This is a genomic window from Treponema brennaborense DSM 12168, assembly GCF_000212415.1.
GTDB classification, from domain to species: Bacteria; Spirochaetota; Spirochaetia; order Treponematales; family Treponemataceae; genus Treponema_F; species Treponema_F brennaborense.
The window spans coordinates 2,713,934-2,734,891 of the sequence record NC_015500.1 but is presented as its reverse complement, the minus strand read 5'-3'; the positions used below and the strand labels follow the sequence as shown (position 1 = coordinate 2,734,891).

Here is a 20,958-nt window from a genome sequence, read left to right as displayed (position 1 = left end):
GCTTTATTAAATATCGGGGCTTGACAAAAAATACAAGTTAGCATATGTTAACGATGTAATAATTGTATATTTGTAATTATTATAATTTATATTAACAGGAGAATTGTTATGGAAAACGGAATGCCGCTGCTTGGAGACAAAATACCTTCGATGACCGTAAAAACGACACACGGAATGAAACAGCTTCCGGAAGATTACAAAGGACGATGGCTCGTTCTTTTTTCGCATCCGGCCGATTTTACTCCCGTTTGTACGACCGAATTCATTTCGTTTCAAAAGCATTACGCTGCGTTTAAGGCGGTAAATTGTGAATTGCTGGGATTGTCCATCGATCAAGTGCAGTCCCATCTGAAATGGACTGAATTTATGGCCGAAAAGCTCGATACCGCAATCGAATTCCCCATCATTGCCGACGATATGGGTAAAGTTGCCGAAAAACTCGGTATGGTGCATCCCGGCAAAGGAACGAACACGGTGCGCGCCGTCTTCATTATTGATCCCGAAGGAACGCTGCGGCTGCTCTTATATTATCCGCAGGAAATCGGCCGCAATATGAATGAAATCCTGCGGGCCGTTAAAGCGCTCCAGACAAGCGACAGTCACAAGGTTGCCTGCCCCGCGAACTGGCCGGAAAACGAATTGATCGGTTCCCAGGTGATTATTCCGCCGGCAGCGGATGAAAAAACGGCCGCAGAACGGCGCAGTTTGAAAGATTCGTTCGACTGGTGGTTTGCGTATAAGAAAATTTGAAAACGGTACGTCCGTTGCCGTGCAGTGAGCGCCGACCGAATACTTCAGTTTTCGGCCGGCGTTTTTTATTACGGCGTAAAACGGAGTCCTTGTCCCTGCCTGAAAAGGGCGCCTCCGGCGAGCCAGTCGCGCACCGTTTTCTGCAGCGATGTGAGCGGCGGCGGATTGCCGGTTTCATGCCGGACGGGAAACACTCGGCTCAGCCCTTCGCCGTAATCGACGGAAACGGGAGGAACGATGTCGAATAACGATGAAAACCGTCTGATGCGGGAAGTTTCCGGCAGTCGGCGGATAAAATACGGATCGAGCAGCCACGAATGGCAGCTGAAACCGACGGGTGCGTGCCGGGCAAAAAGGGGAAAACGGCGGGCTTGCCCGAAAGACGCGAGACAGTCGTTTGTGTCCAGCGGTCCGGTGGCGGGAATGTGTACGTCGAGGACGTTCCGTTCTCCGCCGCACAGCGACTGTTCCGTCCAGTCGCGGCGGTCGAAGGCGGTTTGCCGCGGCAAAACGACACCCTCGCGTACCGTATTTGCCACGAGCAGCTGCGTGTCGCCGGAAGTTCTGAGCGTTTCGTAACGGGTGGTAAACGCCGCCGCAATATCGGGCGGATCGTCCGGCGTCCGCAAAAAGCCGTCGGCCGTACACGAAAGATTTCCTTTTACGGCGTATACGGCGCCGCGGTTTTCCGCCTGATTCCGGTTGTGCCGCGGTTCCAGTCGCGAGTACGGCAGATCGAGCGCGGTCAGTTCAAATTGCAGCCGGCCGAGCGCAAAAAGCCGCAACGAAAGATGGTGGGAGAACCAAGGCAGTTCGGTGATTCCCCACGCGCCGGTTTTTGCCAGGCAGTCGCGCGCCCAGACGGTGATGTCGCCGAACGTATCGGCAAAAACGGCGGCGCTTATATGCAGCCGTTCATAGCGGGGAATGCATTCGGCCGCTGCGGCTGCGACTAAAAGTGAGCCGTCTGCGGCGGAAAGTGAACCCGCGTCGATTTCTTTCCGCACGGAGCGCAGTACTTCCCGGCATCGGTCGAATTCAAAGCCGTCTGCCGGCGGGTCGCTTTTCATTGCCCGAAGTCCGTCTCTGAAACGGCGGGAACGCGCCTCGTCTTTATCGACGGCGGAAGCGCACCGCTGCAAAACGGAGAAAAAGTCTTCGGGAAAAGCGAGCCGCTTATGAACGTCAGTCACCGATTTCGCAATGGACAACCGAACCTCCCCGGAGCCGTGATTTTTCGGCGGCAAAAGCCGCATAATGGCTGAGCATCGACGCGTCGATTATACTCGAAAGCGGCGCTTCGGTACACTGCCGGCCGATATCCTCCGGCTGCAGAGCGGCGCACACCGCATCCACCGGACTTACATCGATATAAACGCACGTCTGCTAGACGTAAAAGACACTCTTGCGGTATAGTTTCAATATTCGCCGCCGAATGCGCCGCCTCAAGCGGTCGTTCGGCGCCGGCGTTTTACCGCCGCGACGCAAGGAGTTTTTTTTATGACGTTAGACTGGAACGAATATATTGAAACCGCCGTTCAGGCAGCCGGCGAGGGTATCGTGCTTTTAAAAAACGATCGGAACGTGCTTCCGCTGCCGGCGGGCTGCCGCGTGGCGGTGTACGGCCGCATTCAGACGCATTATTATAAAAGCGGCACGGGCTCCGGCGGCTTAGTAAACGTTTCGGGCGTTATCGGTATTTTGGACGCGCTGCTTTCGTGCCCGGACGTGAGCGTTAATCGGGAACTGCTTGCGCGCTACCGTGAATGGGAAGAAACGCATCCGTTCGACGAAGGTATCGGCTGGGGAAACGAACCGTGGTCTCAGGAAGAAATGCCGCTGGATTACGCTGCCGCCGCGGCCGCCGCTGCGGAAAGCGACGTTGCGCTGGTTATCATCGGGCGCAGCGCGGGTGAAGATAAAGACAATAAGGACGTTCCCGGCGCATACCGGCTTTCCGCAACGGAAAAAGACATGCTGAAAACGGTGCGCGCCGCTCACGCGAAGATGGTCGTCCTTTTGAACACCGGCGGCATTATGGACACGCAGGGATTGTGCGATTTGGCGCCGGACGCGCTCGCGTACGTGTGGCAGGGCGGCATGATCGGCGGCCGCGGCGTGTGCGACGTATTGACCGGGCGCGTTTCTCCTTCGGGAAAACTGACCGACACGATCGCGAAGACGATAGCCGATTATCCGTCATCACCGTATTTCGGCGACGCGGTGCGCAACTTTTACGCGGAAGACATATACGTCGGTTACCGTTATTTTGAAACCGCCGCGCCCGAGGCGGTGCTGTATCCGTTCGGATTCGGACTGTCGTACACAACGTTCGACGTTGCCGTACGTTCTTTTTCTGCCGAAAACGGTACCGTGCGCACCGCCGTCGCCGTAACGAATACGGGCGGGCGCCGCGGAAAGGAAGCGGTGCAGCTGTACGCGCAGTGTCCGCAGGGAAAATTGGGCAAACCGAAGCGCGTTCTGGTCGCGTTCGGCAAGACGCGCGAATTGGGTTCGGGCGAATCGCAGACGCTGACGTTCGAGCTTGCCGAATCGCTGTTCGCGTCGTATGACGACGGCGGCGTTACCGGTTATCCGTCGTGTTACGTGCTTGAAAGCGGAACGTACACCGTGTACGCGGGTACGAGCGTCCGCGACGTGCGGGAAGCCGGTTCGTTTACCGTTGAAAAGACGCGCGTTACGGAAACGCTGAAACAGCTGCTCGCGCCGGAGCGTCCGTTCCGCAGAATGAAACCCCGTGCCGATGAAAACGGCATGGATTGGGAAGGCGTTCCCCTTTCCCGCGAAAGCGAGCCGGTGCGGCGCGCTGCGGCTATTCCCTCAGAGATTCCGTATACCGGCGACGCGGGGATAACGCTCGCCGACGTACGCCGCGGCGGCTCGTCGATGGAAGCGTTCGTCGCACAGTTTTCCGACGACGACCTGTCGTGCGTTATCCGCGGAGAGGGCATGGGCAGTCCGAAGGTAACGCCCGGTACGGCCGGCGCGTTCGGCGGCGTGTCTGCCGCCCTGAAAAAGTTCGGTGTTCCGTGCGCGTGCTGTGCGGACGGGCCTTCCGGTATGCGCTTGGACAGCGGCGCCAAAGCGTTCAGTCTGCCGTGCGGCACGCTGCTCGCCTGTACGTTCAATACGGAATTGGTGGAGCGTCTGTTTTTCTTTACCGGCCTCGAAATGGCGAAAAACCGGGTGGACGTGCTGCTCGGGCCGGGAATGAACGTGCACCGTCATCCGCTGAACGGCAGGAATTTTGAATATTTTTCCGAAGATCCGCTCGTAACCGGAAAAATGGCCGCCGCCCAAATACGCGGTCTGCATTCGGCCGGTTCCACCGGAACGCTCAAGCATTTTTGCTGCAACAATCAGGAGTTCAAGCGCGCCGAAGCCGACGTTGCGGTTTCCGAGCGCGCGCTCCGTGAAATATACCTGAAAGGATATGAAATCGCCGTAAAAGAAGGCGGCGCCGACGCGATCATGACGATGTACGGCAGCCTGAACGGCATGTGGGCTGCAAGCCGTTTTGATTTGAACACGGCGATTCTCCGCGGCGAATGGGGATTCGACGGCGTGGTCATGACCGATTGGTGGGCCGTAATGAACGATTACGGCGCTTCCCCGTCCAAGACGAACTTTGCGGCGATGGCGCGCGCGCAGAACGATTTGTACATGGTGTGCCTTGACGCGGCGGTCAACAGTACCGGCGACAACACGCTTGAAGCGCTGGCTTCGGGGACGCTTGCCCGAAGCGAATTGCAGCGCAGCGCCGCCAATATCTGCCGGTTTCTGATGAAAACGCGCGCGTTCCGGCGGCTTTCGGGAACGGAAGACGCGGTAACCGTCGTAAACCGCCCCGCCGAAGACCGGAGTTTTCTGCCGGATGAAGTGGTGTATCACACGCTTTCCGATTCGCTTGAACTCGACCTCAGCGCCGTCGATACGTCGAAAGACGCCGATTTCGTGATCGCGCTGAACACCGAGCGGCTGGGCGGTTACGACATGGAATTGACCGGCGCGTCCGATTTGGGCGAATTGTCCCAGATTCCGGTTACCGTGTTTTCTCAGGGAATCGCGGCGGGAACGTTCACTTGGAACGGCACCGGCGGCGCCTGGCTGACGCAAACGCGGAAAATCTGCATCAACATGAAATATGTCATTATCCGTCTGTATTTCAGCCGGAACGGACTGCGGCTGAAAAATCTGAAAATCACGTTCCGCGTCGATAAGGACGCCATAACGGATCCGCAGGAGTATATGCAGCTGTTTTAATTCGATTGTGCACGCCGGTGCGATGCGGTATACTGAATAAATGGACGCGCTTGTATTTTCATTGAACGCCGTGTTTCCGCTGCTGCTGGTTTCCGCGCTCGGATTTTACGTCAGACGGAAAAACGTGGTTTCCGATACGTTTCTGAAAGAGGGAAACCGCTTCTGCTTTCGCTACGGATTTATGGCGATGATGTTCGTCAACATTTACGATATCGATTCGCTTGCGGATATCCGGTGGCAGGTGGTTGCGTTCGCCGTCGCGGTGATTCTGGTATTGTTCGTTATCGGGTTCGCCGTCGTTCCGTTCGCCGTTCCCGACGACCGGCAGAAAGGCGTGGTGCATCAGGCTTTTTACCGGTCGAATTACGCGACGATCGGGCTGCCGCTCGCGTTCAATCTGTGCGGAAGCGAGGGGCTGATCGTTGCGTCTTTGGTGTCGGCGTTCAGCGTTCCGCTGTACAACGTGCTGGGAGTGATTTCCCTTTCGGCGTTCGTGCGGCAGCGGATGGTGCATCCGGTGCGGTTTATCGTAAAGCAGATCGTTACGAATCCGCTGATTATCGGCGTTGCCGCCGGCTTCGTGTGTTTGCTGCTGCGTCCGCACCTGGGCGGCCGGCGGCTGAGTACGGGAAGTTTTAGGTTCGTGTATAAAGCGCTGGCAAGCGTCGGCGGCATAGCGCCGTGGCTGTCGCTGATCATTTTGGGCGGACAGTTTAAGTTTTCCGCAGTGCGCCGTCTGCTGCCGCAGATTTCGCTGAGCGTCGCCTCCCGCTTGGTGCTGGCGCCGGTGCTGGGGATGGCGGCCGTCGTTTTCGTACCGTCCGCTCTGGGACTGCGGCCGTTCACCGGCGCCGAGTACGCGGCGCTGTTCGCGCTGTTCGCGGCGCCGCAGGCGGTGGCGAGCGTTTCCATGGCGGATCAGATGGGAGGCGACAGCGAACTTGCCGGACAGGTGCTGGTGTGGACGGCGCTTTTTTCGATGCCGGCAATCTTTGCGTATACGGCGGTTTTCCGCAGCGCCGGACTGTTCTGAAAATACCGGCCAGCCCGGATGCGCAGGGCGGAACGGGCGGAACGTCCGTTCCGGTTTGAAAAACGGAGGCGCGCAAGACGCCGAACCCCGAAGCGAGCCGGTGTGCGTACGGATGCGCTCCCGAAAAATGCTGAAAAACACCGGAAAAAAACGGCTTGATTAACGGCGGTTCTTCCGCTATGCTTGTGTCATGAAAATCTGGATCAAATATCTTCTGGGAATTGCGTTGGGAATTACGGCGGCGCTGGTGGTGCCGTTTGAGAGTCGGAACGCTGCGGCGGTGCTTTCTTTTTTGACCGACGTGTCGGTGCGGTTCGGGCGGTATACGGTGCTGCCGCTGCTGTTTTTCAGCGTGTCGGTTGCGGTGTGCAAGCTGCGCGCTTCTAAGCGGATATTGAAGCCGGCGTTTTTGATTGTGAGCGTGCTGGCCGTTTCGGTGTGTATGCTGACGGCGGTCGGGCTGCTGTCCGTTTTGGTCGTGCGTCTGCCGCGTATTCCGATTACGGCGGAAAAGGTTGCCGAGGTGGCTTCCATAGACGTGCAGGCACTGGTGCGGCGGCTGTTTCCGTATTCGGGATTCGAGGCGTTTTTGGACGGGGCTTTTCTGCTGCCGCTGTTTTTGTTTGCGGGACTGGCGGGAGCCGGCTGCGCCGTGGATACGGCGGCTTCCAAGAGTGCGGTAACGCTGTTCGATTCGCTGTCGACGGTGGCGTACAACGTGATGAGTTTTTTTGTGGATATGCTGGCGATCGGGATGATTGCGATCGCGTGTACCTGGGCGATCGATTCGTTCGCCGTATTTGCGTCGGGTGTGTACGTTCCGCTGCTGATCATGCTTGCGGCGGATTTCGTTTTGGTTGCGTTCGTGCTGTATCCGGTGCTGCTGTACGCGCTGTGCAAGGGAACGAAGCCGATGCGGGTGCTGTACGCGAGCATTTGTCCGATATTGGTTGCGTTTTTTTCAGGCGATACGAATCTGACGCTGCCGGTCGCCGTCAGGCACGGCAAGGAAAGTTTGGGGATTCAGCGCAAGATAAACGCGGTAACGTATCCGGTGTTTTCGGTTTTTGCGCGCGGCGGATCCGCGCTGTGCACGACCGTGTGTTTCGTGGTGATTTTGACGTCGTATTCGAGTCTGCGCATTTCGGCTGAAGACGTTTTGTGGATTGCGGGAATGTCGTGCGTGCTGTCGTTCGTACTGGGCGCTCTGCCGTCCGGCGGTCCGTTCGTGGCGCTGACGGTGATGTGCACGATATATGGGCGCGGATTTGAGGCGGGCTATCTGCTGCTCAAGCCGGCAGCTCTTTTGATTTGTTCGTTTGCGGCGGCGATCGACGCGGCGACGGCGATGTTCGGTTCGTATTTCGTCGCACATAAAATGGGCATGACCGATCATTACGAAGTGCGAAAGTTCATTTAAACTGCGTGCGGAACGGGCGGGAACGCACCGATTGCCGGCAGACGATGCGGCAGCCGCGGGCAGACGGCAACTGCCGCCGGCTTGCATCTTTACCCTGAGACATCCATCATATCCTAAGGCCTCGGCCGGCAGACGAAAGCGCGCCGGCATCGGCTAAGGCCGCCGCCGGCATCGGCTAAGGCGGGCGCCGGCAGACGAAAGCACGCCGGCATTGGCTAAGGCCGCCGCCGGCCGCCGGCAACTGCCGCCGGCTTGCATCTTTATCCCGAGACATTCATCATATCCTAAGGCCGCCGCCGGCAGACGATGCGGCAACCGCCGGCATCGTACGCGAAGGGCGCTGCGGTTGAAGCGCGCCGGCATCGGCTGAGGCGGGCGCCGGCAGAGACGATGCGGCAGCCGCGGGCATCGTACGCGAAGGGCGCTGTCGTACCCTAAGGCCGCGGCCGGTGTTGCGGTTGAAGCGCGCCGGCATCGGCTGAGGCCGCCGCCGGCAGACGGCAACTGCCGCCGGCTTGTATCTTTATCCCGAGACATTCATCATATCCTAAGGCCGCCGCCGGCAGACGGCACACGTTGCCGCCTGCATCCGCGCCGTTTCTTCCGCATGTTTTGGGGAAAAGATGCGCATGTTTTAAAATTTCTACCGCATGTTTTGAGGAAAAGATGCGCATGTTTTTAAATTTCTACCGCATGTTTTGGGGAAAAGATGCGCATGTTTTAAAATTTCTACCGCATGTTTTAGGGAAAAGATGCGCATGTTTTAAAATTCCTTCCGCATGTTTTAGGGAAAAGATGCGCATGTTTTAAAATTATTTCCGCATGTTTTGAGGAAAAGATGCGCATGTTTTAAAATTCCTTCCGCATGTTTTAGGGAAAAGATGCGCATGTTTTAAAATTCCTTCCGCATGTTTTGAGGAAAAGATGCGGCAAACGCCGTTGCCGCACGGTTACACCTGTACCGTTTCCTGCGCATCTTTTCGGGACGGCGCGGTTCGCTTCGGCGTTACGGTACTTGCAGAATGTCGCGCGGTTTCGACCCGCTGCGGGGACGGCGCTTCGGTTAAGTTAAGGCGGCCGTCCGTTTCGGCTCGGTTCGCCTCGGCTGCTGCGGCCGGCGCGGTTCGCTTCGGCGTTACGGTACTTGCAGAATGTCGCGCGGTTTCGACCCGTTCGCGGGGCCGACGATGCCGCGCGCTTCCATTTCTTCCACCAGACGTGCCGCCCGGTTGTAGCCGATTTTGAGTCTGCGCTGGATATACGACGCGGACGCCTTGCCCGCCTGGACGACGATTTCGAGCGCCTGCTCGTACAGCGGATCGTCTCCGTCGCTGAACAGCGACGGTCCCATGTCGATCTCTTCATCTTCCACAAAGATTTCATCGTCGATGTATTCGGGCTCGCCGTACTGTTTGACGTATTCGACGACGTTTTCGACTTCAGTGTCCGAAACGAACGTTCCTTGGATACGCACGGGGAACGGATCGGTTGCCGACGCGTACAGCATGTCGCCGCGGCCGAGCAGCTTTTCCGCGCCGACTTGGTCTATGATGATGCGGCTGTCCATTTTGGACGCCACCATGAACGCGATGCGGGTGGGAATGTTCGCCTTGATGAGTCCGGTGATAACGTCGATCGAGGGGCGCTGGGTTGCCAGCACCAGATGGATGCCGACGGCGCGGCTCATGGCGGCAAGACGCGCAACGGTGGATTCGAGTTCCTTGCCGGTCGTGGCCATCAGATCCGCAAATTCGTCTATGATGATGACGATGTACGGCAGTTTTTCCGTCGCGATGTTGCGTTCGGCAATGCGGCGGTTGTAGCTGGCGATTTCACGGACGCCCATGCCGTCGAGCAGCGCGTATCGGCGTTCCATTTCGCACAGACAATACTGTAGCGCCTGAAACGCCTTTTTGGGTTCGGTGATGACCGGCGTCAAAAGGTGCGGAATATCGTTGTACAGTTTGAGTTCGACGATTTTGGGGTCTATCAGGATCATTTTGACGTCCTGCGGCGATCTTTTGTACAGAATGGAAAGAATCATCGTATTGACGCACACCGATTTGCCCGAACCGGTGGATCCGGCGATCAGCAAGTGCGGCGTTTTTGCCAGATCGATGATTTGCGCTTCTCCGGTGATGTCTTTTCCCAGAATGACGGGAATCGCGTATTTTTTGAACGCCGGCGCTTCGGTTTCGATGAGTTCCTTGAAACTGACGATGGCGCGTTCCTTGTTTGGCACTTCGATGCCGACGGCGTGCTTGCCGGGAATGGGGGCGACGATGCGGACGCTCGACGCGGCGAGGCGGAGCGCGATGTTGTCCTGCAGCGCGACTATTTTGCTCAGTTTTACGCCGGGCGCGGGCAGAATTTCAAACATCGTGATAACCGGCCCTTTTCTGATGCCGGTTACTTCTGCCGCTATTTTGAACTCGCTGAGGGTGTCTTTAAGTTCCCCTGCGGAAGCGAGCGTTTCGTCGTCGATAATCCAGTATTCACCGTCGGGATACGACGTAAGCAGACCGTCGACCGGAATGTGATACGGCGCGCCTTTTATGCGGGCCGGAACCGCGCGTTCAACGAGCGGCAATGCCGATGCCGAGGTCGTTTCCGCCGAAGCGGTGTTTGCCGAAGCGGCGGAGCCGGGCGCTGATACTGCCGTTTCTGCGCAGCTGCGTTCCTCCGGGTATGCGGCCGCGTCCATAGCGGCGGAATGTGCGGAATGTGCGGAATGTGCGGAATGTGCGGCGGTTTCCGGTTCGGCTTCAGCCGCCGGATCCGTCGAATCTATCGAATCCGCGCAATCGCCGCCGTCCGTTTCGGTGTCGAACACATCGTCAAAATCCTGCGCTTCGTCCGCGCAATCGTCGTCTTCATCGGAATACGTTTCGTCGTCGTCCGCATCGTCAATGTCGTCGATAGCGTCTAAATCGTCAGATTCGTCAGATTCGTCTTCGTCCGTGCCGGCGGCTTCGGCTGCTGTTCCGCCGTCTTCTGCGAACGGATTTTCGATAAAGGCCGCTTCGTCGGAACTGTACAATTCCGAATCGGGTGCCGGAACCGGACTGGGTGCCGCCTGCTCGGCCGATTCCTCCGCCGCCAAGCGTTCCGCTTCGGCAATCGTCATGCCGGGCGTCTGCAATTCTACGGTGATTTCGTGCGGCGCCGCCGGCTCCGCCGCTTCCGGCTGCTCCGGCTGCGTTTCCGGCTGTTCGCTTTGACTGGCGGCGGCCGGTTCTGTTTGAAGGCTTTCAGCCGCTTCAGGCCGTTCCGGTTCGCTTGGAAAGTCTGCGGGGAATTCTGCTTCGGGTTCGATTTCCGCGGTATCGGCTTCATTGCCGGACTTTCGGGGCATTTGCCGGGCGAGCAGGGCGTTCTGTATTTTATCGCCGGCGATGCTCGCCGCAATGTATTCGATCGCGATCAGCAGCGCGCCGATGGTCAGCAGCGCGCATATTTTTATGGTAAGCAGCGGGCCGCTTTCGGCGGCGGCAAGAAACCTTGCGAACCGTTCCGTGAGTGCAACGGTAAAGAACGGTATTACTGAAACGAGCAGGATTATTCCCTTTTTTACGGACCAGGTTTCGGCAAAGCAGCTCAAACCGGTTACGCATAAAAAGAGCGGAATCAGTATGCATGAAAAACCGTACACGCTGTAAAGCATGGAGCCGAGCGCAAGAAAAAAGCGTGCTCCGCCCGAACGTACCAAGCCGAAGTTGAAAAAGTGCAGTAATAGTGCAATGGAAAAAAGAGCTGCAAGTATGAGTACTATAAAACCGGATGCTGCGGTTATTTTTTCTGATCGCTTCATTTAGAAATCTCCCATGAGTCGCGCATGCCGCGGGCGGAGCAAAATCCCGAAACACGCTTTTATTAATATCGGTTTCTTTTTTTGAGATCTTAGCTTTTTAGATTCCGATCCGTGAACGTTCCCGCTGAGTAATCCGCTGAACGCCTGCCGTGTTCCCGCTGAGTAATCCGCTGAGTGCGGCTTGCTTTTCCCGCCGGCGATGTGCGGAACTGTGCGGAAACTGCACGGAAAGGGTGAAAAAACGGCACCGTGCGATGCCGCCGGTGCCGTTTTCGGATAACGGGTTATTTTCGGATAACGGGCCGTTTATTCGGCGTTCGTCTTGTCCGACGCGCCCGCTTCGACGTATTTTTTAAGCTGAATGGCGGCGACTTTCGGGTTTGTTATTACCGAAGGGCCGGCGATGCAGCCGCCTTCGCACGCCATGACTTCTATCAGGTTCGGACAGTCCGCCGTGTACGGCGCTTCGCCGCTTCTGATTTTGCCGTACTGTGCGAGCTGTTTCATACCGGCTTTGTTCAGTCCGTTGATGACTGCGGCTTTCAGTTTTTCGGGGTCGGTCAGCCGGACGCGCACCGATTCGGCGACGCCGCCGGTAACGGCAAAGTTCCTGCCGGAAACGGTGGGAATAATGGTTCCGGGTTCAGCTTCCGTCTTGGCAACGTCTATCCCTTTCGCTACGAACAATGCGCCTATTTCTTCTATTGAAAGGACGTAATCGACGAACTCGTCGTCCATTCCTTCACGGCGTTTTGCCAGACACGGACCGATAAACACGCTCACGCAGTCCGGATCGGCTTTTTTGGCGATTTCCGCCGTATAGTGCATGGGGCTTCTGGTATCGGAAATACACGGCGACAGTTCCGGTACGTGTTTGTGTACGGCGCGCACGTACGCGGGGCAGCACGACGTCGTCATCATTTTGTCGCCCCGTTCCATACGTTCTTCAAATTCGTGCGCTTCTTTATCCGCGGTTATATCAGCACCGATGGCGACTTCCCACGTCCGGGCGAATCCGGCTTGTTTCAGCGCGCCTTCAAGCTGGCCGGGTGCGGCGCGGAATTGGGCTGCGATTGCGGGTGCGTACATGGCGACGACTTTTTTCCCGTCCATGATACGCTTCAATACGTCCACGAGTTGGCTTTTGTCCATCATGGCGCCGAACGGACATTCACGCATACAATTTCCGCAGAAAATGCATTTGTGATAGTCGATACGTTCTTTGCCCGTTTCGTCTTTGGAAATGGCGCCGACCGGGCAGGCTTCTTCGCACGGTACGGGAATCTTGATAATCGCGTGGTACGGGCAGTTCTGCATACAAAGGCCGCAGTTAACGCATTTTTCGGGGTCGATGCGCGCGCGTCCTTCGGTGATTGCGATTGCTTTTTTTGCGCAGTTCATCATACACGGACGCGCCAGACACGCTTGGCACGCGTTGGTAACCATGTAATGGCTGCGTACGCACGCGTTGCACGCTTCGTCCAAAACGGTCAGCATCGGCCACGTGGGTTTTTCCCGGTTCAGCGCTTCGTGCGCGAATTCCGCCAGTTTTTTCTCATCGTCGTAGTTTTCAACGCTGCATCCGAGGCGCGCCATAACGCGCTGCCGCAGGATTTCCCGGTCATGGTAAATGCAGCAGCGAACCGGCTGGCTGCCGACCGGTGCCATTTCTCTGGGAATATAATGAACGCCTTCTTCCAATTTACCTTCAAGCTGCAGTTTTGCGATGCGTACGAGTATTTCGCGCTTCAACTGCGCGGCGTTATTATTAATATTCAGCATTTGTCGTCTCCTGTAAAAATTCGGTGAGGAAATCTCTCTTTCCGATCCGTTCGGTTTCCGGCTGCGCGTTTGATTCTCGGGCCGCGCGGCGGACGCCTGCTGCGCGCTCGATTTCCGGCTGTCCGCCTTGCTTTCGGTTACGCGCCCGCGAGTTCCCTGATGCGGTCGATCACGGTAACGAGCGACGCTTCGGGAATCGTTTCGCCGTTTATCTGTACGAACGGCGCTTTGCCGCATTCGGCGTTCTTGCATTTATCAAAACACGTAATGCCTTCTATTTCAACGCGCCCTTGCAGTTCGGGCGGCAATTGCTCTTCCAAAAGCATGATTTCCGACGCTCCCATTACGAAGCACGCTGTTCCGGTGCAAATCGAAACGTGAATTTTGTTCATAGATACTCCCATAAAAAGTCAGTAAGGAAACGTCAGTTTCCGAAACGGCTTTTTAAGCACGTTCAATGCAAAGCGCGAACGTGCAGTTGATATATCGTTTTGCAGCCGCAAAACGTCAGACGGACTCGTCTCTCCGATGTTTGCCGCCGCAGCGTATGAGCGCGTGCGAATCGCCGGAGAACGTCCGTATGTTAAAAATACTGAATGTGCACTTCTTTCAGATACGTGTCCTGCAGCAGAGCCGCAATCTTTTTGACGACGTTGCGTCGGATCTCCAATTCGACCGGCATGTTCGGATCCTGATGCGCTTCGTTTATCTTCGTGCCTACGACGAACCAGATCCGGTCGCAATTCAAAAACAGTTCGACCATTTTGGTCGCCGCGTTTACGGCGAGCCCGTCCATTTCCGCCCTGTTTTCAAGAATTTCGGACACGGCGCCCATCGTGATGATGCCTTCCGTTACCATGTCCGCGCCTTCCATCTCCGAATACGGCGGCACCTTCGGATCGAAGTCTTTCAGGCTGACCCTGATCGGCCGGTTCAGTTCGCGCGACAGTATGTTCGCCGTCGTCCCTCCGCAGATGATTTTATGGCCGTCGAAGAGAGAAAAAATGCGGGCTATTTCCGAGTCGCTTTCCTTATGAACGGGCGGGCCGGTCATTACGAGCATGTCGCGCGGTTTCCGGAAATAAATGACGCCGCACGTTATGTCGTCTTTCGGCTTGAAGCCGTCGTGGAAACACGCTTCCTGCACGACCGAACGCGCCAAATCGCGCGCGCTGATTTCAGGGTTTTCGATTACCTTTTCGAGGATGAACGTCTGTGCGTTCGGCGAACCCCAGCCGAACGGATAGCAGGGCGACCCCATTCCCACCTGCGTTACGCCGTCCGAAAAAAAGACGAGCCGGTCGCCCGGCCGGGCTGCGTACCGCGAATACTGCAAAAGCGCGTCGCGCGTCGGCGCCGTTTTTTTGTTTTTCCGCTCGATCGGCGTGATGTCCTTGATCGGTTCGATGATCGTCTGCTGCCTGATCAGCACGTACGGCGGATTATCGTATTCCATGATGCGCACGGTCGCGTTCGGTTCGATGTCGACGAGCGTGAACGTTGCGTAACTGATGCCCCGCTCCTTGCAGACCGGCAGCGTGTTCATGATAATTTCGGCAGCCCGCCGGATCGGAATGTCGTTCGCGATAAACTTCGTTGCCATCGTTGCGGTCAGCGTCGCAAGCACGCCCGCTTTGATGCCGGATCCGAGACCGTCGGACAGTGTGGTGATAACGCGGCCGTCGGCCGGGTTTTTCTGCGACAGAAACACATCGCCTTCGGCGTGCTGATTGTATTTGCAGAGTTGGTAATGTCCCACTTCTATAAAGGTTTCGGGCAGCACCCCTTTCGGTGCGGAGCCGGCGGCGTTCAGCGGATTCATTGGTCGTCGTCTCCGCTTTCCGTGTACGAATCGATGATCGAATTGAGCATCGATTCCGTTTCGGCGGCGTTTTCACCGAGCAGAAACGCGATTTTCTGGACGACGGACAAATTTTTATCGATGATTTTGCGGGCTTGCGTTACCGTTCTGTTTTTCTGGTTTTGCGGGGCGGTAACGTCTTCCAGGACGCCTGCGGCGATTTCTTCTTTTTCGATTTCAAAAACCGTTACGTGAAAAATCTTCTTTCCTTCGCGGACATCGCGTTCGATGACGTCCGGACCGTTCAGTGCGAGCACGTCGGCAAAAAATCGGGACGCTCCCGTCAGTTTCGTCAGATCCGCGCCTTCGAGTCCCGGTTTCGCTTCGTACATTTCAATGACGTCCTGCCCCATCAGCTTGGCAAAGTTCATGTTGCATTCGACTATCTGTAGGTTTTTATCTGCGATGACGACGCCGCTCGGAATCGCCCGGATCAGCCCGTTCGCTTTTTTCTGCGCCAATTTGCGCATATACGAAACGCACATCGTTTTTTCCGCCCGATTGTCCAAAACCGCTTCGGCGAACGCGCGGCACGTGTCGTAGCCGCAGCTGGCACAGTTAACTTCGTCGGCCGCCGTATATTTGCCGACGGCGCGGAGGGCGGAGCGGATATCTTCTTCCGTATACTGTTTCCGATCCGATTCGGGAACCGGCAGCGTATCCTGCAGCGGCGGAGCGGCCGCTTTCGTCGTGCCGTCGAGCACTTCGTCCGCCGTCTCTGCGTATTCCACGACGCGCACTCGCCGCATCGCACCCGAAAGATTTCGGGCCGTTCCCGGTCCGTTGATGCAGCCGCCGATACACGACAGCAATTCCATAAAAAGCGGCGATTCCAGTTTATCCGGCTCGAATCCTTTGAGCGCTTCGTGGATTTCGTCTATGCCCGATACGGACATGGAGCGGACGCCCGGCAATTTGGCGTATTTTTTGCACGCGGCTATCATACCGCCGTCGATCGGGTACAGCGCGCCTTTGGCCGCGCGCCGCGGAATGAATTGCTGTTCCGCTTCATGCCCCGCGGGAACGGCCGTGTCGGCTCTGATGCCTTCGGCGGTAAACCAAGCGCGCAGTTCGTTGAACGTAAGCGCTATGTCGATTTCTTTCCAGGTATCGGCTTCCCGCTTTTTTGCAATACACGGCCCCATGAATACGATACCGATATCGTCGCCGTACTGTTTGCGCAGAAAACGCGCGTGTGCTAAAAGCGGCGACGCCCGGTCGGTGATGAACGGCGCGTATTCGCCTAAAAACTGTTTTACGTATTCCACGACGGCAGGGCACGCCGACGATAAAAACAGTTTCCGATCCGTTTTTCCTTCCGCAGCGGCCGTCAAGTCTTCGGTAACTTGCGCGGATACCAGATCCGCCCCGAGCGCCGTTTCCGAAACGCCGTAAAAGCCGAGTTTTTTCAGTGCCGCTATCATTTGCTGAGGCGTAAAATCCGGAAATTCCGCCACGAACGACGGTGCCAGCGACACGATCACTTTTTCCTTGAGCTTCAGCAGCTGTTTTACGCGGGCCGAGTCGTCGCGGCTGCGTTTTGCGTGCGCGGGGCAATTGATAACGCAGCGTCCGCACACGATGCACAATTCGGAAATGATTTTCGCGTGTCCGTTTTCAACACGGATCGCCTTGACGGGGCAGCGGCGGATACATTTGTAGCAATCCTGACATTCTGTTTGTTCGGTGTATACGGGGTATAAAAAATTCATTTGTCGAGTCCCAATTCGTGAGAAAGCAGATCAACGAGACTTTCGGGAGTCATATTCGTGTACAGTTTGCCGTCTATGCGGACGTTCGGGCCGTTTTTGCATTCGCTTTCGCACAGGCAGCCGCGCAGCGTTACTTTATCCTGCAAATCGTTTTCCGTGAGAAATCGCTGGATAACTTCGGCGTTCGCCGAGTTGCCTCTGCTGAAACACGAACTGCCCATACATACTGTGATTGTTTTCATATAAAACCCGCCTTTTTTTATTCTATAAACGAAACTCGATATAGTCAAGCCTGTTTTATTTAAATATCTATGTTGAATAGAAATATATCGCTCTCATATGCCGCGGATTTGAAAAATTGCCGTCCGCCGCGCATATTTCAATGCGAAGGTCGGCCGTGGATGAGATCGATCGATTCGTTCAGGCAGGAACAGGCGCCTGATCAGCACGGCAAAAATTAACCGTCCGTTTACAGTTGCTGCCGTATTAATTATTGTTCAGAAAAAAGTTAAAAAAGTATTGACATTTTCTTTGGGTTGTAGTATGTTTATTACAGCTTGTAAATAAGCTGATAAACTCTCTCCGATGTCCGGCTTGCTGGACGTGAGGGGCCCGGTTAACGTTGTTTTCCGGCCCCTCTTTTTTTATTGCCTTGCATAGTCCGCGTATATTTGATATGGTCGTGGCATTATGCTTGTAACTCGTATTTCGCCGGAAGATTTTCCGGTACAGGACAACTTGTTCCAGACGGCGTTCTGGGGCGGCTTTAAAACAGCCTGCGGACAGCAGGCTGTATTTTTTTTATGCGGATTCGACGACGCTGCCGCGCCGGACGTCGGCGAATCATGCGGCGGAGAATCGTGTGTTGCCGCGTCGTGCGGCGGCCGGCGGTTCGTACCGCTGCTGGTGCTGCTGCGGAATACCGGCGCGGGAATTCCGTACGCGTACGTACCCAAAGCGCCGGCGTTCACCGTAAAAGAAGACCGGTACGGTTCCGTGCTTGAAGCGCTCGCCGAACGGATCCGCCCGTTTTTGCCCGACGGCACGGCGTTCGTCCGCTTCGACACCGCGTGGTTTTCCCCGTACGCCGGTACGGCGGTTCCGCGCAGCGAAATTCGCGAAATGCGCATGAACTTCGGCACGAACACCCGTAATCTGCGTAAAGCGGGGTCCGATCACTTTTGCCCTGACACCGTGCTCGTCGACTTGACCGCTTCTCCTGAAATAATGCTTTCCCGTATGCGCCAGACTACGCGGAACGCAATCCGTAAATCGTACCGGATGGGCGTTTTGTTTTCCCGGAAAAACGCCGATTTCCTTCCGGTCTGGCACGACTTGTACCGTGACACCGGTTTGCGGAAAGGTTTTTTTACCGAAGAATTGGCGTATTTTGAAACGCTGTTCCGGCAGTCGGCAAAAATAGGCCGCTTGTTTTTTAAACAGACGGCGAGCCCGCATGAGGACTGCGGAAAAGGGCCGCCGTACGCGCCGCTTTCCGGCAGTAAACTGATGTCCGCAAATCCCGGACGTATGCCGGTGAGCGCGCCGGTGCCGGAACCCGAATTGTATCTGCTTGCCGCGGAAAAAGACGAGGTGCTTCTTGCCGGTCTGATTTTGGCTGTCTGCGGTAAAAGCGCGTATTATCTGTTCGCCGGATCCCGGGCCGATGCGGGACCGTACATGGCGAGTTACGGTTTGCAGTGGGAAGCCATGCTGACAGCTCGCCGCGCGGGCTGCGTTACGTACGATTTACTCGGCATTCCGCCAAATAACGATAAAAATCATCCGATGAGCGGTTTGTATACATTTAAAACGGGACTCGGCGGCGCCGTCGTGCGGTACTGCGGCTGTTGGGATTATCCGTACGACGAAGATTCTTACGACCGCTTCCGCACCGCCGAAACGCTGATGGGGCTGCCGGGACTTTAACGGATTTCAGGCGCACTTTTCGCGCGGGTCAGTTTATGGTGATCGTACTGTCCGGCGGAACCGATTCGGTAACCCAGGTGTTTCCGCCGATAACGCTGTTTTTGCCGATGACCGTGTTTCCGCCGAGAATCGTTGCGCCGGCGTAAATGGTAACGTTGTCTTCTATTGTCGGATGCCGTTTTTTATCCTGCAATTTTTTGTGAACGCTCAGCGCGCCGAGCGTTACGCCTTGATAGATTTTTACGTTTTTGCCGATAACGCAGGTTTCTCCGATGACTACGCCCGTTCCGTGATCTATGAAAAAAGATTCGCCGATGAGCGCGCCGGGATGGATGTCGATTCCCGTTTTGCCGTGCACGTGTTCGCTCATGATCCGCGGAATGACGGGTACGCCGTTTTCGTGCAGAAAATGGGCTATCCGGTATACGACGACCGCTTCCAGCCCGGGGTAGGAAAGGATGATTTCTTCACTGCTTTTTGCCGCAGGGTCGCCGGCAAGCGCCGCTTTCGTGTCGAGATTTATCTTGCGTCTGATTTCGGGGATCGCTTCTATGAGCGCGAGCGTCGTTTTTTCCGCAAGGCCGAAGCAGGCCGTTTTTTCATACCCGCAGTTCTTGCATAAATACAGCAGTGCCTTCTGGATTTCGCGCGTGAGTACGGCGATGATCCGATTTATTTTTTCACCGATAATATAATGCAGATTTTCCTGTTCGACTTGCTCCGCCGTTCTGAAACCGGGAAAAATCAGACTTTGCAGATCCTGCAGCGCGGTAACGACGTTCTGTCTGTTGGGGAACGTCTGCGATTCGCCTGAATTGATACCGCCGTATTGCGCGTACGATGCGATGATGTTGTCGATAAGGACGTCTGGTGTCATGAATCCTCCGGAGTTGCAGTCCCGCGTAAAAGCGAAACCCGTACCGGCATCGGCCGGCGTATTTTTACAGGATAGCCGTTTTTTGCTGATTCATCAATACTCGGCGTTCGGGTTGCAGCGTTGCGGGGTTAAATATCATTTTCTCTATTGACAAAAGAGTATATAGCATGTATAGTAGCAGGACACGTCGTTTTTGATGTTTGCCTCTGTAGCTCAGTCGGTAGAGCGCAACCATGGTAAGGTTGAGGTCAGCGGTTCGATCCCGCTCGGAGGCTGGAAGCGGACCGGCGTAACGTCGGAATGGATACTTCTTTAAGGAGAATAAAAGAATGGCCAGTAAAAAAACAGCTGTTGAAATCATCGCGTTGCAGTGCAGCGAATGCAAACGCAAAAATTATACAACGTACAAAAACCGCAAGAATATTCAGGGTAAGTTGGAACTGAATAAATATTGCCCGTTTGACCGTAAACACACGCTGCATAAAGAAACGAAAGCGAAATAGTTTTTTACGCCGGTGTTGCCGGCGATAATCTTAGGTCAGTAGCTCCAATGGTAGAGCGTCGGTCTCCAAAACCGAATGTTGAGGGTTCGAGTCCTTCCTGGCCTGTATCTTAAATGAAAATGGGGACTGGTATGGGAAAAATCGTCCAGTTTTTTAAGGAATGTGGCGCCGAGCTTAAGAAAGTCGTATGGCCGAGCCGTTCCGATGTAGTATCCTCTGTAAGAGTTGTACTGATTTCAACTGTTATTGTTGCGGTAATTCTCGGGTTGCTTGATCTGCTTTTTGTAACCGGCATGAATCTCGTATTTTAATTAGGCGTATTTGATGGCAAAAGGCTGGTACATTCTTCATACGTACACGGGGTATGAAGGCAAAATCGAAAGGACGATCCGTTCTCTTCTTGAGACAGGCGATCTGTCTTCCGAAGCGGTGCTCGATATAAAGGTGCCCGTTGAGGAAGTCGTCGAGATTAAAGACGGTAAAAAGAAAACTTCCACGAAGAAATTTCTGCCCGGCTATATTATGCTCGAATTGGATCTGCCTGATATCGGCTGGAAAGCCGTCTGTTCCGTTATTCGCCGTATCCAGGGCGTGACGGGATTCGTCGGTACCGGTCCGAGTGAACGTCCTCGTCCGATTTCTTTGGAAGAGGCAAAATCTCTGCTGCAGAAGTCCGGTGAAATCAAGGGCGAAAAAACGGCTCGTCTTAAGCAGTCTTTTTCCGTTGGAGAACAGGTCAAAATTATCGAAGGCGCGTTCGCGACGTTTTCCGGTACTATTGAAGAAGTTAATCTTGAAAAAAACAAACTGCGGGTTATGGTGCAGATCTTCGGACGCGCAACCCCGGTTGAAGTCGATCTTTTACAGGTAGAAAAAATTTAGATCGTAGAATTGTCGGTATGTTTTATATAGAAAGATACCGCTCGTTCTTGTTTTGGGAGAGGCTGAACTGCGTTGCATGATTCAGCCTCGCTAGACGAAAATTTCGGAATCGTC

The 20,958-nt window shown here is 55.4% G+C and carries 17 protein-coding genes and 2 tRNA genes; 10 read left to right on the top strand and 9 right to left on the bottom strand.

Features of this window, described 5'->3' with window-relative positions:
* Positions 1–108 precede the first annotated feature (108 nt).
* Positions 109–750, top strand: a complete 642-nt coding sequence (locus tag TREBR_RS11980) for a peroxiredoxin (RefSeq protein WP_013759431.1) — start codon at positions 109–111, stop codon at positions 748–750.
* Between the two features lie 68 nt (positions 751–818).
* On the opposite strand, the gene TREBR_RS11975 is transcribed toward TREBR_RS11980, so the two are convergent.
* Complete coding sequence (locus TREBR_RS11975) at positions 819–1,943, bottom strand: acyltransferase domain-containing protein (RefSeq protein ID WP_041610445.1); 1,125 nt, start codon at positions 1,941–1,943, stop codon at positions 819–821.
* On the bottom strand, positions 1,936–2,097 hold the full coding sequence (locus TREBR_RS14360) for a hypothetical protein (RefSeq protein WP_156786672.1): 162 nt from the start codon (positions 2,095–2,097) through the stop codon (positions 1,936–1,938). The genes TREBR_RS11975 and TREBR_RS14360 overlap by 8 nt, the downstream gene beginning before the upstream one ends.
* A gap of 153 nt (positions 2,098–2,250) precedes the next feature.
* On the opposite strand from TREBR_RS14360, the gene TREBR_RS11970 reads away from it, so the two are divergent.
* The 3 genes from TREBR_RS11970 (at position 2,251) to TREBR_RS11955 (ending at position 7,487) form a co-directional block, all read left to right on the top strand.
* Complete coding sequence (locus TREBR_RS11970) at positions 2,251–5,034, top strand: glycoside hydrolase family 3 protein (protein ID WP_013759429.1); 2,784 nt, start codon at positions 2,251–2,253, stop codon at positions 5,032–5,034.
* 40 nt (positions 5,035–5,074) lie between these two features.
* Entirely contained in the window at positions 5,075–6,067 is a 993-nt protein-coding gene (locus TREBR_RS11965) for an AEC family transporter (protein ID WP_013759428.1), read from the top strand.
* 190 nt (positions 6,068–6,257) lie between these two features.
* Positions 6,258–7,487, top strand: coding sequence for a dicarboxylate/amino acid:cation symporter (locus TREBR_RS11955; RefSeq protein WP_013759427.1), 1,230 nt, complete (start codon positions 6,258–6,260; stop codon positions 7,485–7,487).
* A gap of 1,135 nt (positions 7,488–8,622) precedes the next feature.
* On the opposite strand, the gene TREBR_RS11945 is transcribed toward TREBR_RS11955, so the two are convergent.
* The 6 genes from TREBR_RS11945 to TREBR_RS11920 all read right to left on the bottom strand — a co-directional run bounded on the left by TREBR_RS11945 (position 8,623) and on the right by TREBR_RS11920 (position 16,895).
* Positions 8,623–11,298, bottom strand: coding sequence for an FtsK/SpoIIIE family DNA translocase (locus TREBR_RS11945; RefSeq protein WP_013759426.1), 2,676 nt, complete (start codon positions 11,296–11,298; stop codon positions 8,623–8,625).
* Positions 11,299–11,604: 306 nt separating this feature from the next.
* Positions 11,605–13,080 carry a 4Fe-4S dicluster domain-containing protein gene (locus TREBR_RS11940; protein WP_013759425.1) on the bottom strand — a complete coding sequence of 492 codons (1,476 nt, stop codon included), beginning with the start codon at positions 13,078–13,080 and terminating at the stop codon, positions 11,605–11,607.
* 137 nt (positions 13,081–13,217) lie between these two features.
* Complete coding sequence (locus TREBR_RS11935) at positions 13,218–13,472, bottom strand: NAD(P)H-dependent oxidoreductase subunit E (RefSeq protein ID WP_013759424.1); 255 nt, start codon at positions 13,470–13,472, stop codon at positions 13,218–13,220.
* 191 nt (positions 13,473–13,663) lie between these two features.
* The gene (locus TREBR_RS11930; RefSeq protein WP_013759423.1) at positions 13,664–14,902 is read right to left on the bottom strand and encodes a SpoIIE family protein phosphatase; all 1,239 of its coding nucleotides are present in this window, start codon (positions 14,900–14,902) and stop codon (positions 13,664–13,666) included.
* Complete coding sequence (locus TREBR_RS11925; protein ID WP_013759422.1) at positions 14,899–16,653, bottom strand: [Fe-Fe] hydrogenase large subunit C-terminal domain-containing protein; 1,755 nt, start codon at positions 16,651–16,653, stop codon at positions 14,899–14,901. The genes TREBR_RS11930 and TREBR_RS11925 overlap by 4 nt, the downstream gene beginning before the upstream one ends.
* Positions 16,650–16,895 carry a (2Fe-2S) ferredoxin domain-containing protein gene (locus TREBR_RS11920; RefSeq protein WP_013759421.1) on the bottom strand — a complete coding sequence of 82 codons (246 nt, stop codon included), beginning with the start codon at positions 16,893–16,895 and terminating at the stop codon, positions 16,650–16,652. The genes TREBR_RS11925 and TREBR_RS11920 overlap by 4 nt, the downstream gene beginning before the upstream one ends.
* 448 nt (positions 16,896–17,343) lie before the next feature.
* On the opposite strand from TREBR_RS11920, the gene TREBR_RS13905 reads away from it, so the two are divergent.
* Positions 17,344–18,582 (top strand): lipid II:glycine glycyltransferase FemX, encoded by a 1,239-nt coding sequence (locus TREBR_RS13905; protein ID WP_013759420.1) that lies wholly within the window; start codon positions 17,344–17,346, stop codon positions 18,580–18,582.
* Positions 18,583–18,610: 28 nt separating this feature from the next.
* On the opposite strand, the gene epsC is transcribed toward TREBR_RS13905, so the two are convergent.
* The gene (epsC, locus tag TREBR_RS11910; protein WP_013759419.1) at positions 18,611–19,459 is read right to left on the bottom strand and encodes a serine O-acetyltransferase EpsC; all 849 of its coding nucleotides are present in this window, start codon (positions 19,457–19,459) and stop codon (positions 18,611–18,613) included.
* 202 nt (positions 19,460–19,661) lie between these two features.
* On the opposite strand from epsC, the gene TREBR_RS11905 reads away from it, so the two are divergent.
* From TREBR_RS11905 to nusG, 5 genes are all read left to right on the top strand, one after another.
* Positions 19,662–19,734, top strand: a tRNA-Thr gene (locus TREBR_RS11905).
* A gap of 54 nt (positions 19,735–19,788) precedes the next feature.
* Complete coding sequence (rpmG, locus tag TREBR_RS11900; RefSeq protein ID WP_013759418.1) at positions 19,789–19,962, top strand: 50S ribosomal protein L33; 174 nt, start codon at positions 19,789–19,791, stop codon at positions 19,960–19,962.
* A gap of 32 nt (positions 19,963–19,994) precedes the next feature.
* Positions 19,995–20,067: transfer RNA gene (locus TREBR_RS11895), tRNA-Trp, on the top strand.
* Positions 20,068–20,093: 26 nt separating this feature from the next.
* A complete protein-coding gene (gene secE / locus TREBR_RS11890) occupies positions 20,094–20,273 on the top strand; it encodes a preprotein translocase subunit SecE (protein ID WP_013759417.1) in 180 nt (59 codons plus the stop codon).
* A gap of 13 nt (positions 20,274–20,286) precedes the next feature.
* Positions 20,287–20,844, top strand: coding sequence for a transcription termination/antitermination protein NusG (gene nusG, locus TREBR_RS11885; protein ID WP_013759416.1), 558 nt, complete (start codon positions 20,287–20,289; stop codon positions 20,842–20,844).
* Positions 20,845–20,958 lie beyond the last annotated feature (114 nt).